Source organism: Caenimonas aquaedulcis (assembly GCF_015831345.1).
GTDB classification, from domain to species: domain Bacteria; phylum Pseudomonadota; class Gammaproteobacteria; order Burkholderiales; family Burkholderiaceae_C; genus Ramlibacter; species Ramlibacter aquaedulcis.
On sequence record NZ_JADWYS010000001.1, the window covers coordinates 2,949,010 to 2,967,223 of the forward strand.

An 18,214-nucleotide genomic window follows, 5' to 3' on the forward strand; every position below is an offset into this window, starting at 1 on the left:
CCATGCCCGACCGGGGAGCGAGATGCGTGCGAATGTTCAGGAGTGCCCGATGCAATCTGCGATGAAGCGTTATGCCAGGACGGCGGTGGTCGCCGCCGCATTGGGCCTGTCCGCCCTGGGCGCCGCGGCCAAGGAGCCGCCGCACGAAGGCGTCGAGGTCGGCAAGTCCTCGCGCCTTGCCGGGCTCGTGCCCGCCGCCCAGGTGGAGCAGGCGGCCGACCAGCAGTACCACCAGCTGCTGCAGCAGGCGCAAGCGAAGAACGCGCTGGCGCCCGCGACCAGCCCGCAATACAAGCGCCTCGAGGCCATCAGCCAGCGCCTCATCCCGCAGTCGTATGCGTGGAACGAGCGCGCGAAGACCTGGAAGTGGGAGGTGAACGTGGTCGGCTCGCAGCAGGTCAACGCCTTCTGCATGCCCGGCGGCAAGATCGCCGTGTTCACCGGCATCATGGACAAGCTGCAGCTGTCGGACGACGAACTCGCGATGGTGGTCGGCCACGAGATGGCCCACGCGCTGCGCGAGCACGCGCGCGCCCGCATGAGCAAGGGCGCCCTCACGCAGGGCGGTATGCGCATCGGCGGGGCGGTGCTCTCGGGCATCTTCGGGATCGACCCGCACATCACCGACATGGCGGCGCGCGGCGCGGCCAGCCTGCTCACGCTCAAGTTCAGCCGAAGCGACGAATCCGAGGCCGACCTCGTGGGCATGGAGCTCGCCGCGCGCGCGGGCTACGACCCGCGCGCCGCGATCACGCTGTGGAAGAAGATGGCGCAGGCCAGCCAGGGCCAGCCGCCGCAGTGGATGTCCACGCACCCGTCCAGCACGACGCGCATCGCGGAGCTGGAGCGCAACATTCCCCGCGTGATGCCGCTCTACCAGCGCACCGTCGCCAAGCGCTGAGGGGCTTCAAGGGCATGGCGGCACGGCGTTAAGCTTCGCCCCCATGCGATTTCTCTTCGTCCACCAGAATTTTCCGGGCCAGTTCCGGCACGTCTCGCAGGCCCTTTCGGCGCGCGGACATGAAGTGGTGGCGCTCGGCGTGAACCCGCCCACGGGCGAGCCGGTGCGGGGCGTGAGGCACGTGCTGTACAAGGAGCGGCCCTTTCCCGCCGAGAAGGTGGAGCACCCGCTGGCCGGCGCGCTCTACGAACTCGCGGACAAGATGGCCCGCGGCGACAGCGCGGCGCGCGCGATGCGGGCACTGCAGGAGTCCGGCTTCGAGCCGGACGTGGTCGTCGTGCACTCGGGCTGGGGCGAGGCGATGTTCGCGAAGGACGTGTTCCCGAAGGCGCGCTTCATCGTCTACGCCGAGTATTACTACGGCGGCGAAGGCAGCGACACGGGTTTCGATCCGGAGTTCTCGCGCCCTTCCGTTCTGGCCGACCAGCGCGTGCGCATCCGCAACACGCACCTGCTGCATCCGCTCAGCGCGTGCGACGTGGCGCTCACGCCCACGCAGTTCCAGAAGAGCCGCCATCCGGCCTGGGCGCAGGAGCGCATCCGCGTGATCCACGAAGGCATCGACACCGACCGGTTCCGGCCGGACCCGAAAGCGACCGTCCAGTTGCAGACGGCGGGCCTCACGTTGCGCCCCGGCGATGAAACCGTGACTTTTGTCGTGCGGCAACTGGAGCCCTATAGGGGTTATCACATCTTCATGCGTGCGCTGCCGCTCCTGCAGAAGCTGCGGCCGAACGCGCGCGTGGTGCTGGTCGGCGGGGACGGATCGAGCTACAGCACAAAGCCCCCCGAAGGAAAGACCTGGCGCGACATCTTCCTGGCGGAGGTGGTGCAGCAGCTCGACATGAGCCGGGTCCACTTCGTGGGGCGGGTTCCCCACACCGTATTGACGCAACTGATGCAGGTGTCCGCGTTACATGTGTATCTGACTTACCCCTTCGTCCTGTCGTGGTCGCTGCTGGAGGCCATGAGCATCGGCTGCCTGGTGCTGGCATCGGACACCGGCCCGGTGCGGGAGGTGATCGAGCACGGGCGCAATGGCCTGTTGACGGACTTCTTCGACCACGACGCGCTGGCGCGGGCCATGGCCGACGCTCTTGGAAACCAGGAAAAACTGCGCCCTTTGCGCGAGGCGGCGCGCGAGACGATCGTGTCGCGCTATGACCTGGCGCAGCACTGCCTGCCGCAGATGCTCGAACTCATGGAAAACCATTAGCCGCGCAAAACTGAATAGCAGGATTCGGGGCGGCACGCAACCCACGAATGCAGGGTGTAGTCACACTTGTTTCGGAGTGTTAGGGGATGTAGCCTCTGAGGCTTCTTTTCGCGCGCAGGAGTATCCGCCATGGCTTCCCCCGTCCTTAGTTCATTCTGGAGCCCCACATTGGGTACGGTCGCCTCCAACGCGACTAATCCCGCCGGCGTCTCTGTCGCTCAGATGGTTGTCGACGGCTCGATCACCGACGCCGATGGTTCTCCCGTCGAGGCGATCATCGTCACGCAGACAACTTTCGGTCTGGGGGACTGGCAATACAGCGTGGACAACGGCGCCAACTGGGTGTCGTTTTCGGGCGGGATCAGCACAGGTCTCGCACTGGGCCCCACGGCGCTGATCCGGCTGGTACCGAACGGCATCGTCACGGGTGATGCCTATATCCGCTTTGCGGCGTGGGACCAGAGCAGTGGGGTGCAGGGCACGTTCATCGCCGTGAACTCACCGTCGGTGAGCACGCAGCAGGACTGGGCCAATATCAAGGTCACCGGCGCGAACGATGCGCCGGTGTTCGTCCCCCCGGACTTTCCCGGGCTGTCGACAACCCTCTTGCCCGGGACGGCGCAGGCCAACCAGATCATCCTCGAGCCGGATGGCCACATGGTGCTGGTTGCCAGCTTTGGCGACGCGGCAACCGCAATGACGGTGGTCGCGCGATACAACCCGGATGGCAGCCTCGAGCCCAGTTTTGGATACAACGGCACCGGCTGGCAGGGTGCCAACGTGGGACCTGTCGGCCGGGACCGCCCGAGCGCCATTGCCATGCAGGCCGATGGCAAATTCGTCGTCGCGGCCACCATTTCGACAACCGGCAGTGGCGATGACATCGCGATGCTGCGCTTCAACCATGACGGCACGGTGGACCCGACGTTCGGCAATAGCGGGTGGGTCAAGACCTCGATCAGCAACACGGGCAACCTCAACGACCGCGTCAGCGGAATGCTGATCCAGCCGGACGGCAAGATTGTCCTGGCAGGGTTCACCCGCAGCGCAGGCGCGGGCAACAACGACTTCCTGCTGGTTCGCTACAACCAGGACGGCAGCCTGGACACCAGTTTCGATGGCGATGGCAAGGTCATCACCGCATTCAATTCCGGCGCGGACGCCGCTGTACGCGTGCTCATGCAGCCCGACGGGAAGCTCCTCGCGATCGGCAACGCCACGATCGGCGGATCGACCCAATTCGCGATCGCGCGCTACAACTCCAATGGGGGACTCGACACCGGCTTCGGAAATGCCGGCATCGTCACCACCGACATCGATGCCAATGGCGATACTGCGTACGCCGCCGTGATGCAGGCCGACGGCAAGATTGTCGTGGTTGGCAATGCCGCCGCGGCAGACGCCGCGAGCAGCCTCGGCAACTGGGCGGTCGCGCGCTACAACACCGACGGATCGCTGGACAACAGCTTCTCGGGCGACGGCAAAGTCACTACCTCCGTTGCCACGGGCGGCGGGTGGGCACAGGCCGTCGCCGTGCAGGCGGACGGCAAGCTGGTGGTGGCCGGTTTCAGCGCCAGCGCCAGCAACATCAATATCTGGGATCTCGCGGTCGTCCGGTACAACACGGACGGGTCGCTGGACACCTCCTTCGGCAGCGGCGGCAAGGTCGTGCGCGATTTCGCGCGGGACCCTTACGACCTCACCAGCGACGACATGGCGTTCAGCGTCGTCATCCAGCCTGATGGCCGCATCGTCCTCACGGGGACCAGCGGCAGCGCGGGGACGCGTGACATCGCGATCGAGCGCTTGAACGCGGATGGCAGTTTCGACGCGACTTTCGGTGGCACGCCGCCGGTCATCCACGGCGCCGGCACCGGCCCGGTGGTCCTCGACAGCAAGGTGACGGTTTATGACCACCAGCTCGGCACGTTGTCCGAAGGGCGCGGAGACTACACAGGCGCCACCGTCACCCTGATGCGCGAAGGAGGCGCCAACGCCCAGGACGTCTTCTCCGCCAAGGCGGGAGGAACCCTCAGCGCACTCACACAGGGCGCCACGATCCACATGGGCATCTCCGACTACGGGACCGTGACGACCAACAGCGGGGGCGTGCTGGTGATTCAGTTCGCCAATGGCATCCCGCAGGAAGACCTGAATTCGGTGCTTCGGCAAATTGCCTATAGCAACACGAGCGGCGTCCCGGAGGCGCCGATCCGGATCCAGTGGACGTTCTCGGACGGCAATTTTGGGGACCAGGGCACCGGCGGCGCCCTGACCGCCCAGCATTTCACGTCGGTCCTCCTGCCCCACCAGGTCGAAGGCACGACCGACGACGACAATCTGAACGGCGACAACAACGGCGATTACATCCGGGGCCTCGCCGGCAACGACAACATCAACGGCGGCGCGGGCAACGACACGATCGACGGCGACGGGGGCAACGACTTCATCGCAGGCAACGGCGGCAACGATTTGGTCCACGCCGGCGAGGGCGACGACTACATCATCGCGGGCGGCTTCGGCGAAGGCGGAAGCGACACCATCGACGGCGGCGCCGGGCGCGACGTCGTGTCCTACAACTTCGGCGGCAGTGCCGTGGGCGTCACCTTCGCCTCCACCGTGCCGAGCGGCACGCAAGTCGACCCCCTGGGCGGCACGGACACCTTCAGCAGCATCGAAGAAGCGCACATCTTCGGCAGCAGCCACGACGATTCGATCACGGGCGACGGCGGGCGCAACTTCATCGGCGGCGGCGGCGGCAACGACACGCTCACCGGCGGCGGCGGCCAGGACACCTTCTCCTACAACATGGCCGAAGGCGCGGCGGGCTCCGACCTCATCACCGACCTGAGCGCGGGCGACAACATCAGCATCAACAACTCCAGCGGGCCCGCACCTGTGCTGTCGGAGATCGTGCTGCAGGGCGATTCGCCCGGCGCGCTCGACCATCAGGTGATGGTGGCGACGCCGAGCGGCGGTGTCACGCGCATCTATGTCAGCGCGGACGACACGCCCGGGGCGGAAATCATCATCCGGCTCGACGGCGAATTCACCGCCGACGACTTCTACATCTACAACGGCCCCTTCGGCGCCGACATCAACTACGCGCCCGGACAAACCATCCTCGGCGGGCCTGGCAACGAGCAGCTGAACGGCGGCCAGGGCCCGGACACCATCGACGGGGCCGGCGGCAACGACAACATCCAGGGCAACCAGGGCAACGATTCGCTCACCGGCGGTGACGGCGACGACTTCATCGGCGGGGGCCTCGGCAACGACGTGATCGCCGGAGGGCCGGGCTGGGACGGCACGGCCTACTGGGACGCCACGGCAGGCGTGAGCGTCACGTTGTCGACCGGCACGGTGACCGGCGGAGGCGGCAACGACACCCTGAGCGGCATCGAGGACGTCACCGGATCGCCTTTCAACGACACGCTTCGCGGCACGTCCGGCGACGAGAACCTCAACGGCGGCATGGGCGACGACCTGATCAGCGGCGGGGGCGGCACCAACGACTGGACGAACTACTGGTATGCGACGGCGGGCGTCAACGTCAACCTGCAGACCACGGTAGCGACCGGAGGCGGCGGCAACGACACGGTGCAGGGCATCGAGAACGTCGGCGGCTCGCCCCATGGCGACACGCTGGTGGGCAACGGCGCCAACAACAGCCTGCGCGGCGAAGACGGCAACGACAGCCTCGTGGGCGGCGACGGCAACGACTTCATCACCGGCGGCTTCGGCAACGACACGATCGACGGCGGCCTGGGCAGCGCCGACATGGTGGACTACTACTACACCGGCAACACCGGCGGGGTCAACGTCGACCTCACCAACCACCAGGCGACCGGCGGGCAGGGCACCGACTCGATCACCAACATCGAGAACGTCAAGGGATCGGACCAGAACGACACGATCACCGGCGACGGCAACTCCAACTACATGGAGGGCCAGGGCGGCAACGACGCCATGAACGGCATGGGGGGGAACGACAACCTCGACGGCGGCGAGGGCAGCGACACCCTGCAGGGCGGCGCCGGCGACGACAACCTGAACGGCGCGAACGGCGACGACTCGATCACCGGCGGCCTCGGCAACGACGTGCTCACCGGCGGCGCCGGCAACGACACGATGCAGGGCAACGAGGGCGGCGACTCGTTCGCGTCCGGGCCCGGCAACGACGTGATGGACGGCGGCGTCATCACCGACCGCGTCAACTTCCTCGACGGCAACACGCTCAATTACCTGTCGGCGCCGGCGGGCGTCAACATCAACATGTCGGGCGTGACGGGCGACGGCACCACCGGCTCGGGCACCGTGCAGGACGGCTACGGCGGCACGGACACGGTGTCGAATTTCTTCAACTTCAACGGCTCCGCGTTCAACGACACCATCACCGGCAGTTCCGCCGTGATCTTCGAGCTCTTCCGCGGCGACCGGGGCGACGACACGATCGACGGCGGCGCGATCACCGACAAGCTCAACGCGATCAACAGCAACCGCATCACCTACCAGTTCGCGAGCGCCGCCGTGATGGTGGACCTGCAGAACAACAAGGCGACCGGCGGCGACGGCAACGACACCCTGCTGAACTTCAACCAGGTGCGCGCCTCGTCCTTCAACGACACCATCTTCGGGTCGAACCGCACGGACGTGACGGAATCCTTCGACGGGCGCGGCGGCAACGACACGATCGACGGCATGGGCGGCTTCGACACCGTCCGCTACGACCAGTCGGCGACGGGGCCGGTGAACGTGAACTTCGCGTCCGGTACCGCCACCGACGGCCTGAGTGGCACCGACACGCTCGTGAGCATCGAGGGCGTCTTCGGCACCAACTGGAACGACACCCTGACCGGCGGCAACGTGAACAGCGGCGCGTTCGTGGGCGACGGACTCTCGGAAGTCTTCCGCGGCGGCGCGGGCAACGACACGATCGACGGCGGCGTCGGCTACGACCGCTCCGACTACAACACGTCGACGGCGGGCGTGAACGTCACCCTGGGCGGCGCCAGCCCGGGGACCGCGTCCGACGGCCTGGGCGGCACGGATACGCTGCTCAACATCGAAGGAGTCCGCGGCTCGGACTTCGGCGACACGCTGACGGGCAGCAGCGCGCCCTTCGAGTCCTTCGAAGGGCGGGCGGGCAGCGACACGATCGACGGCGCGGGCGGCAACGACCGCATCGAATACGGCACCTCGCCGGCGGGCGTGAACGTGAACCTCGGCGCCAACCAGGTGACCGCGGACGGCTGGGGCACCAGTGACGTCATCGCGAACATCGAGGCCGTCCGGGGCAGCCAGTTCAACGACACCCTCGTGGGCAGCGACGGGCCGAACCTGCTCGAAGGCCAGGGCGGCAACGACAGCATCCAGGGCGGCCTGGGCGACGACACGCTCGATGCCGGCAACGGCGTCGACACCATCGACGGCGGCACGGGCAACGACACCCTGGTGGTGCACGCCGCGTTCGCCAGCTATGCCGTGAGCACCCCCAACGGCACCGATACCGTGCTCGTGGGCGGATCGGAGAACATCACGCTGCGCGGCATCGAGAGCATCCAGTTCACCGACGGCGTGAAGACGCTGGCCCAGGTGCAGGCGGGCACATCGTCCGACCAGCTGCTCAACGGAGGCGCGGGCAACGACAACCTGGTGGGCGGCGCAGGCAACGACACGCTCAACGGCCAGGCCGGGAACGACACGCTCGACGGCGCGGGCGGCAACGACATCATCAACGGCGGCCTGGGCAACGACGTCGTCATCGGCGGCCCGGGGTCGCAGGACTGGTCCAACTACGGTGACGCCACGGCGGGCGTGGGAGTCAACCTCACGTTGCCGGCGATCGTGACGACGGGGGGCGGCGGGGCGGACACGCTGACCGGCATCGAGAACGTCGGCGGCTCGAACTTCAACGACACGCTCACGGGCGACGGCAACGACAACGCGCTGCGCGGCGAAGGCGGCAACGATTCGCTCGTCGGAAACGGCGGCAACGACTACCTCACGGGCGGCGCCGGCAACGACAACCTGCAGGGCGGCGCGGGCTTCGACACGGCCGACTACTTCTTCGTGAACGGCATGACGGCGGGCGTGGTGGTCAACCTGACCACCGGCCTGGCCACGGGCGGCGGCGGCAACGACATCCTGTCGGGCATCGAGAACGTCAACGGTTCGAATTTTGCCGACACGATCACTGGCGACGCCAACGGCAACTTCATCGAAGGCCGCGACGGCAACGACAACATCCTGGGCAACGCGGGCAACGACAACGTCTTCGGCGGCGCCGGCAACGACACCATCGACGCGGGCACGAACGACGACTGGGTCAATGGTGGCGACGGCAACGACAACTTGCAGGGCGGCGCCGGTTTCGACAACGTGGACTACGGCGCGTCGACCGCGGCGGTCAACGTCAACCTGGGCACCGGCCTCGCGAGCGGCGAGGGCAACGACACACTCGCGGGCTTCGAAGGCGTGCACGGCTCGGCGCTGAACGACACGATCACCGGCGACGCGAACAACGGGGACATCAACGGCGGTGCGGGCGACGACATCCTCGACGGCGGCGCGGGCACCGGCGACAGCGTCTCGTACTGGGATGCCAACGGCCCCGTGGCCGTCGACCTCTCCACGGGTTTGGCGACCGGCGCGGCGGGCAACGACACGCTGGCGAACTTCGAGGGCGCCAACGGCTCGGTCTACGACGACTCGCTGACGGGCGATGCCAACGGCAACTTCTTCGACGGCAACTTCGGCAACGACACCATCGTCGGCGGCGGCGGCTTCGACAACGTCGGCTATTACGGCGCGAGCGCCGCGGTGGTGGTGAACCTGCTCACCGGCGCGGTGACCGGGGGCGGCGGCAACGACTCGCTGTCCGGCATCGAAGGCGTCAACGGCTCGTTCTTCAACGACTCGATCACCGGCGACGGCGGCGACAACAACCTGAACGGCAACCTCGGCAACGACACCATCGACGGCGGCGCCGGCAACGACAGCACGGGCTACTACGACGCCACGGCGGGAGTCTCCGTCAACCTGCTGACCGGTGCGGTCACCGGCGGCGGCGGCGCCGACTTCCTGATCAGCATCGAGAACCTGGGCGGCTCGTCCTTCAACGACACGCTGACGGGCAGCGCGGCGAACAACAGCATCCGCGGCGAGGACGGCAACGACTCGATCATGGGCGGGGACGGCAACGACTTCCTCACCGGCGGCGCGGGTAACGACACGATCGACGGCGGCAACGGCACGAGCGACATGGCGGATTACCTGTTCGGCGGGGCGACGGCGGGCGTGAACGTGAACCTCGCGACGACCCTCGTGACGGGCGGCAACGGCTCCGACGTGCTGACCAACGTCGAGAACATCAACGGCACGGGCTTCAACGACACGATCGCCGGCGATGGGAACAACAACTTCCTGCAGGGCAACGCGGGCAACGATTCGATCGACGGCGCCGCGGGCAACGACAACGTCCAGGGCGCGGACGGGGACGACACCCTGCTCGGCGGACTGGGCAACGACAACGTCGACGGCGGCAACGGCAACGATTCGCTGACCGGCGGCCTGGGCAACGACAACGTGCTCGGCGGCGCGGGGAACGACATCCTGCAAGGCAACGAGGGTGGCGACTTCATCCGCCCGGGCGGCGGGAACGATACCGTCGACGGCGGTGCGGTGCTCGACCGGGTGAATTACTTCGACGGCAATTCGCTCAGCTACAGCGAAGCGCCGTCCGGCATCAACCTGAACTTCTCGGCGATCACCGGCACGGGCACGGGCAACGGCACGGTGGCCGACGGGTACGGCGGCACCGACACCGTCAGCAACGTGCAGTTCATCACCGGGTCGGCCTTCAACGACACGATCACCGGCAGCTCGGCGATCATCTTCGAGCAGTTCGAAGGCGGCGCGGGCGCCGACATCATCAACGGCGGCGCCTTCCTCGACCCGCTGCTGCAGCGCGACGGCAACCGCGCGGTGTACACCAACGCCGGAGGCGCTGTCACAGTGGACCTCACGGCCGGCACGGCGACCGGCGGGGCGGGCAGCGACACGCTCGTCAACATCAACTCCGTCCGCGGCTCCGCGTTCGGCGACGTCCTGATCGGCTCCGACCGGCTCGACTACAACGAGACCTTCGAAGGCCGCGCGGGCAACGACACGATCGACGGCAAGGGTGGCGGCGACTGGGTGCGCTACAGCGGCGCGACCAGCGGCGTGACGGTGAACCTGGCGACCGGCGAGGCCGTCGACGACGGGCAGGGCGGCCACGATTACTTCACCAACATCGAACGCATCCAGGGCTCCAACTTCGACGACATGCTGATCGGCGGCAACCCGCTCAACGGCGTCACGATCACCGACGGCCTGAACGAGGTCTTCCGCGGCGACGGCGGCAACGACACCATCGACGGCGGACAGGGCTTCGACCTGGCCGATTACGCCAACGCCACGGTCGGCGTCACGGCAACGCTGGGCGATACCCTCGACGGCTCGGCCAACGACGGCCAGGGCGGCGTCGACGTGCTGCGCAACGTCGAGGGCCTGCGCGGCTCCTCGTTGAACGACGTGCTGAATGGCAGCGACACCGCGCCTTTCGAGTCGTTCGACGGCCGCTTCGGCAACGACACCCTCGACGGCAACGGCGGCATCGACCGCGCCGACTACGGCAGTTCCACGGCGGGCACCAACGTCAACCTGACCACCGGCGTGGCGCAGGACGGCCTCGGCGGCACGGACACGCTGCTGGACATCGAGAACGTGCGGGGTTCGACCTTCGCCGACGTCATCGTGGGCAGCGCGGCGGCGAACCTGCTGCAGGGCCAGTCCGGCAACGACACCATCACGGGCGCGGCCGGCGACGACACGATCAACGCCGGCACCGGCGTGGACGTGGTGGACGGCGGGGCGGACAACGACACCCTCGTGGTCGCCGGCGATTTCGGGGCTTACACGGTCGGGCGCACCGCCACGGACACGTCGCTCACCAACGCCGCCACCGGCGAAAGCATCACCTTCCGCGGCATCGAGCAGGTTTCCTTCAACGGCGACATCAAGACGCTCGCGCAGGTGCAGGGCAATTCGCTCAGCCCCTTCGACGACAGCTATGTCGGCACCGACGGCAACGACAGCATCAATTCGCTGGCCGGCAACGACACCGTGAGCGGCATGGACGGCAACGACACCATCGTCGGCGGCACCGGCAACGACAGCATGGCCGGCGGCGCCGGCAGCGACACCTACGAGGTGGATGTCGCGGCCGACCAGGTCGTGGAGCAGCCCGACGAAGGCACCGACCAAGTCAATGTCGCGTTCACGATCGCGGGCACGTACGCGCTGCCCGCGAACGTCGAGAACGCCACCGTCATCTCGGCGGGCACCCTGGCCGTCCACCTCACCGGCAACGGGCTGGACAACGTGCTCACGGGCAGCGCGGCCGGGAACATCCTCGACGGCGGCGCGGGCGACGACACGCTCGACGGCGGCGCGGGCAACGACACGATGATCGGCGGCTCGGGCGACGACGAGTACCGCGTGAACTCGCTGACCGACGTCATCACCGAGGCCGCCTCCAACGGCCTGGACCGCGTGCTGGTCGCGCTGCCCGCGGCCGGCGCCTACGTGCTTTCGGCGAACGTCGAGAACGCGACGCTGACCAATACCATCCCGGGCGCCAGCCTGACGGGCAACGCCTCCGACAACTGGCTGATGGGCAGCTCCGCCTCCAACACGCTGCTGGGCATGGACGGCAACGACACGCTGACCGGCTCCGGCGGCGCGGACACGCTGGACGGCGGCACGGGCACCGACCAGGCCAACTTCGCGGGCACGATGGCCTCCTACACCATCACGCGGCCGAATGCGACGGACACGCAGCTCGTCAACGCGCTGACCGGCGAGAGCTACATCGTGCGCAACGTGGAGACCTTCCAGTTCTCCGACGGCCCGAAGACGCAGGCGGAGGTCTGGGGCAACTCGCTCAGCCCGTTCAACGACATGTACACCGGCACCCCCGGCGACGACAACCTCAACTCGCTCGCCGGCGACGACAACGTCACGGGCCTGGGCGGCAACGACACGCTCGTCGGCGGCGCGGGCAACGACACGCTCATCGGCGGCCAGGGCGACGACACCTACGATGTGGATGTCGCGGCGGACGTCGTCACCGAAGCGCCGGACCAGGGCGAGGACACCGTCCGCGTATCGTTCGCCGCGGTCGGCGCCTATGTGCTGCCCGCGAACGTCGAGAACGGCACGGTCATCTCGGCCGGCACGCTGGCGGTGAACATCACCGGCAACGCGCTGGACAACGTGCTCACGGGCAACGCCGGCGCCAACACGCTCAACGGCGGCGACGGCGACGACACGCTCGACGGCGGGCTCGGCAACGACATCCTGGTCGGCGGGCTCGGCAACGACACCTACGTCGTCGGCGCCATCACCGACATCGTCAACGAGACGCTGGGCGGGGGCGGAGAGGACACCGTCAAGGTGGCCCTCACGGCGGCGGGCACCTACGTGATGACGGCGGGCGTGGAGGACGCGCTCGTCACCGGAACGATCACGGGCATCAACGTCACCGGCAACGCCTCGGACAACGTCATCACGGGCAACAACCTCGCGAACACGCTGCTGGGCATGGACGGCAACGACACGCTGATCGGCTCCGGCGGCAACGACGTGCTGGACGGCGGCAACGGAACCGACCAGGTCAACTTCGTGGGCACGATGGCCTCCTACACCATCACGCGCCCGAACGCGACGGACACGCAGCTCGTCAATCTGGTGACGGGCGAGAACTACATCGTACGCAACGTCGAGACCTTCCAGTTCTCCGACGGCCCGAAGACGCAGGTGGAAGTCTGGGGCAACTCGCTCAGCCCGTTCAACGACGTGTACACCGGCACACCGGGCGACGACAACCTCAATGCGCTGGCGGGCAACGACAGCGTCACGGGCCTGGGCGGCGACGACACGCTCGTCGGCGGCGCGGGCAACGACACGCTGGTCGGCGGTGAAGGCAACGACACCTACGACGTCGACGTCGCGGCGGACGTCGTCACCGAAGCTCCGGACGAGGGCGAGGACACGGTTCGCGTGTCGTTCGCCGCGGTCGGCACCTATGTACTGCCCGCGAACGTGGAGAACGGCACCGTCATCTCGGCCGGCACGCTGGCGGTCAACATCACCGGCAACGCGCTGGACAACGTGCTCACAGGCAACGCGGGCAACAACACGCTCAACGGCGGCGACGGCGACGACACGCTCAACGGCGGCCTGGGCAACGACATCATGATCGGCGGCCTGGGCGACGACACCTACGTCGTCAGCGCCATCACCGACAACGTCAACGAGACGCTGGGCGGCGGCGGCACGGACACCGTCAACGTGGGCCTCACCGCGACCGGCATCTACGTGATGACGGCCGGTGTCGAGAACGCCCTCGTCACCGGGACGATCACGGGCATCAACGTCACCGGCAACGCCTCCGACAACGCGATCACGGGCAACAGCCTCGCGAACACGCTGCTGGGCATGGACGGCAACGACCAGCTCACTGGCGGCGGCGGCAACGACATCCTGGACGGCGGCAACGGCAGCGACACGGTGTTCGCGATCGGCAACCGCGCGCAGTTCGTCCTCACGCGTCCCAACGCGACGGACGTGGTGTTGACGAGGGCCGGTGAAGTGCTGACGCTGCGCAACGTCGAGTTCGTGCATTTCGGCGACGGCGAGACGGTGAGCATGAACGGCCTCATCGGCAACACGCCCAGCGCCTTCAACGACTTCATCCTCGGCACCGCGGGCGGCGACACGATCGACGGGCTCGCCGGCAACGACAACATCAACGGCATGGAGGGCAACGATTCGCTCACCGGCGGCCTCGGCAACGACACGCTGATCGGCGGCCTGGGCGACGACACGCTGAACGTGGACGCCGGAGGCGACGTCGTCGTGGAGCTCGCGGACGGCGGCAACGACCGCGTGAACGTCGGCTTCGCGGCGACGGGCACCTACGTGCTCCCGGCCGGCGCGGAGATCGAGACGGCCGTGGTCACGTCGGCGGGCACGCTGGCGGTCAACATCACCGGCAACGAGTTCGACAACCTGCTGGTCGGCAACGGCGGCGCCAACATCCTCGTCGGCGGCCTCGGCAACGACACGCTGGACGGCGGGCTGGGCAACGACAACCTGCAGGGCGGCGCGGGCGACGACACGTACTTCATCAACGTGACCACGGACGCCGTGAACGAGACGATCGGCGGCGGTGCCGGCAACGACACGGTCAACCTGAACTTCGCGGTGGCGGCCACCTACACGCTCACGACGGGCGTGGAGAACGGCACCGTGACGGGGCCCGCGTCGGGCATCAACGTGACCGGCAATGCGTCGGCCAACGTGCTCACCGGCAACGGCGGCGCGAACACGCTGCTGGGCCTGGCCGGCAACGACACACTCGCAGGCGGCGGCGGCACCGACAGTATCGACGGCGGCACCGAGACCGACACGCTGGTGCTGCCGGGGCTCGCGAGCGACTACTCGATCACGCGTCCGCTCGCGACGACCACCGTCTTCACCAAGTCGGGCGTGCAGGTCACGGTGCTGAACGTGGAGCTGGTGCAGTTCGACGACGGCACGGTGCCGCTGTCCAGCCTGATCACGCAGATCGGCTCCATCGGCGACGACAACCTCACGGGCGGCAGCGGCGACGACACGGTCAACGGCGGGGCGGGCAACGACACGCTGTCGGGCCTGGCCGGCGATGACACACTGCTGGGCGGCGGGGGCACCGACCGCCTGATCGGCGGCGCCGGCACCGACATCCTGGACGGCGGCGACGGCAACGACACCTACGTGCTGGGCGCGGGCGACGGCGACGACCTCATCATCCAGAACGACACGCTGGTGGGCAGCATCGACACGGTGGAGATCGCCATTCCAGGCCTCACCGCGGACAACCTGTCCTTCACGCGCGGCTACCAGACCTACGACGACCTCGTGATCACGGTGACGCGGTCGGTGGGCGGCAACGAGCTCGTGGACCAGGTCGCGGTGATCGGCTTCTTCAACGGCGACGTGGTGAACCCGGGCGGGGCGATCGACCAGGTGAAGCTCGCGAACGGCACGACCATCACGCAAGCCCAGATCCTGCAGGCGGCCCTCCTCACGAGCGACGGCGACCACGTGCAGGTCGGCTATGCCGGCAACGACACGATCAACGGCGGCGCCAACGACGACTGGATCCTCGGCGGCGGCGGCAACGACGTCGTCAACGCCGGCAGCGGCGCGGACATCGTCTTCGGCGCGGCGGGCAACGACAGCCTCGGCGGCGGCGGCAACGACGACACGCTCGTGGGCGGCGGCGGCAACGACACGCTCAACGGCGGCGCGGGCGACGACAGCCTGACGGGCGGCGCGGGCAGCGACACCTACTTCTTCGCGGACGGCGGCGGCCATGACGTGATCAGCGAGTCGCTCTTTGCGCTCGATGCGTCGCAGCTGCAAAGCGGCCTGGGCCCGGTGTACGTGGTGAACGACGGCGACACCCCGCTGAACGGCGACACCGACACCCTCGCGATCACCGGCGTGCTGGACAGCAACGTGCGCGCGTCGCGCAGCGGCGACGACCTGAACCTCACGATCGTCGGCAGCGGCGACAGCGTGACGGTGGACGGTTACTTCGCCAACGGCGTGCCGTCCATCGAGCGCGTGCTGTTCGACTCGGGCGTGTCGTGGAACGCGACGACGATCCGCAGCAAGGTGCTCATCGCGACCTCCGGCGACGACGAGCTGACCGGCTACCTCGGCGGCGACCGGCTGAACGGCGGCGCGGGCAACGACACGATCGACGGCCGCGAAGGCAACGACACGATCACGGGCGGCGCGGGCGACGACACCTTGACGGGTGGCGCGGGCTCCGACCGCTTCGTGCTCGACCAGGCGCCGGGCGCGGGCGTGGACCTGATCACCGACTTCTCGAGCGGCATCGACACGATCCAGCTGTCGCTCGCGGCGTTCCCGGGCCTCGGCGCGGTGAATGCGCGTGTCGGCCTGGGCGGCGATCTGGACTACGACAGCGGCAACGGCGAGCTCTCCTACCAGGGCACGGTGATCGCGCTGCTCGGCGTCTCCTCGCACCCGGCAGGGCTGGGCAACGACTTCGTGCTGGTCGCCTGATCAGGCGGTGTAGGCCAGGCCGTGCGCGGCCAGGCCCACGAGGTCGATGTGGGCCTGGTTCATGGTGGAGCCGGCGGCTTCCAGCGCGAGCGTGGCCTGCGTGTAGGTGCCATCCGCCAGCAGCGCCACGTATTGCGCGTGCGCCGCGGCGCTGGGTGCCGCGCCCATGACGTTCGTGTAGAGCAGGTCCACCACCGCGTCGTTGCCGGCATGCGCGCCGAGCTGCGTGTCGAGCGCGAGCTGCGCGAGGGCCTGCTCGCCCATGCCGCCGTCGGCGAAGTTCAGGCCGATGCCGGCGTAGCCGGTGTTGTGCACCGCGCCTGCGCCGAACACGGCGCCGAGCAGCTTGGCCACCGTGCCTGCGTAGCCGTCCAGGTCGAGCGCGACCTTGCCGTCCGTGAAGACGAGGCGTTCGACGTTGACCATCGTGTCCGTGCCCGTCGCAGGGCCGGACACCGTGACACCGTTCGCGCCGCGGGCGATGCTGTATCCCGCACGCGAGGCCGCGTAGAGGGCGACGTCCTGGCCGTCGCCGCCGTCGAGCAGGTCATCGCCGCCGCGGCCTTCCAGGCTGTCGTTGCCCGCGCCGCCCTGCATCCAGTTCGCGCCGTTGCTGCCGGCGAGTTGGTCCGCAAAGGCGGAGCCGACCGCGTTCTCGATCGAGGCGCCGGCCGCGATGGAGGTGGTTGCGGTGTAGTTGGTGTAGATGCGGGTCCCGTTCACCATGCCGCTCGCACGGACCACCGCGCCGACGTCGCTCAGCGCGCCCTCGGCCAGGTCGAGCTGCACGCCGTGCGCGATGCGGCTCGCGTCCAGCGTGTCGCTGCCGCCGCCGTCCCACACGCTCGTGAAACCCGACTGGAAGTCCGGGCCCGCGAGGTCGTACACGGTGTTGCCCGCGTTCGTCGCCGCGTTGCTGCCGTACAGGTATTGCAGCGCCGCGATGTCCATCGCCATCGGCGAGACGGGGTACTGCGACATGAAGCCGCTGGTCGCGCCCACCACGGGGGAGTAGCTCATCACCGTGTTGGGAATGATGTCCTGCGCCGTGCCCAGCACCGCGTTGCCGTCGAAGGGATGCTTCAGGCCGATGGCGTGCAGCGTCTCGTGCAGCAGCAGGTCGGGCTTGTAGTAGTCCCACTGCGGCCCCGACTGGTCCTGGCCGATCCAGATGTCGCCGCCGATGGCGTTGGAAGAGGGGAAGAATGCATAGCCCGCGAAGTGCATCGCGTTGGGCTGCTGCGAGTAGCCGTAGCGCACCACGCCGCATTCGTTGGCGTTGTCCTGCACTTCGACGAATTCCACGTTGCACACCGAGGCGATGCGCGCGAGGACGTCGCGCGTGGTCTGCCGGTCGGCGGCGCTGAACGCACTGAGCGTGGACTGGAAGCCGGAGGCGTCCTCGTAGCTGTAGACGGAGGTCTGCGGATCGGCGAAGGAGTAGGTGATGACGGTCTTGTGCGTGCCGGCGTCGATGCCGCTCCACTTGCTCCCGGCCATCAGCGCCGCCAGGCTGCCGCCGGACAGCGAGGACGCATCGGCCTGCGCGACGAAGGTGTAGGCGTTGTCGGAAGGGCTGGTGGCGTAGGCGCCCGGCAGGATGACGCCTTCACCGTGGACGGGGGACACCGCCAATCCATCAGGTTGTTGCGCATCGAACAGCATCGCGGGCCCCTTGAAAGTCAGTACAGAACACGCCAGGAAGGCATGCCTGTATGAGAAGCGCCGGGGGGTTCGCGGCCTTAGGTGAAAGGCGGCAGGGGGCCTAGGGCGTTTCACACCGGGCTTAGGGCGATTGCGTATGCGGCAGTGGGAGATGTATCTAGCGCCCGCCAAGTCGATTTGCGAGA

4 protein-coding genes are annotated in these 18,214 nt (G+C 68.1%); 3 read left to right on the forward strand and 1 reads right to left on the reverse strand.

What is annotated here, in order from left to right; all coding sequences use genetic code 11:
- The first annotated feature begins 49 nt into the window (after positions 1-49).
- From I5803_RS14180 to I5803_RS22330, 3 genes are all read left to right on the forward strand, one after another.
- Positions 50-901: a M48 family metallopeptidase gene (locus I5803_RS14180; RefSeq protein ID WP_196986992.1), complete on the forward strand. Its 852-nt coding sequence runs from the start codon at positions 50-52 to the stop codon at positions 899-901.
- Positions 902-944: 43 nt separating this feature from the next.
- Positions 945-2,177: a glycosyltransferase gene (locus I5803_RS14185; RefSeq protein ID WP_196986993.1), complete on the forward strand. Its 1,233-nt coding sequence runs from the start codon at positions 945-947 to the stop codon at positions 2,175-2,177.
- Between the two features lie 168 nt (positions 2,178-2,345).
- Positions 2,346-16,364, forward strand: coding sequence for a calcium-binding protein (locus tag I5803_RS22330; RefSeq protein ID WP_196986994.1), 14,019 nt, complete (start codon positions 2,346-2,348; stop codon positions 16,362-16,364).
- Here I5803_RS22330 and I5803_RS22430 read toward each other — a convergent pair whose 3' ends face one another.
- Complete coding sequence (locus tag I5803_RS22430) at positions 16,365-17,993, reverse strand: M10 family metallopeptidase (protein WP_196986995.1); 1,629 nt, start codon at positions 17,991-17,993, stop codon at positions 16,365-16,367.
- Positions 17,994-18,214: the final 221 nt, after the last annotated feature.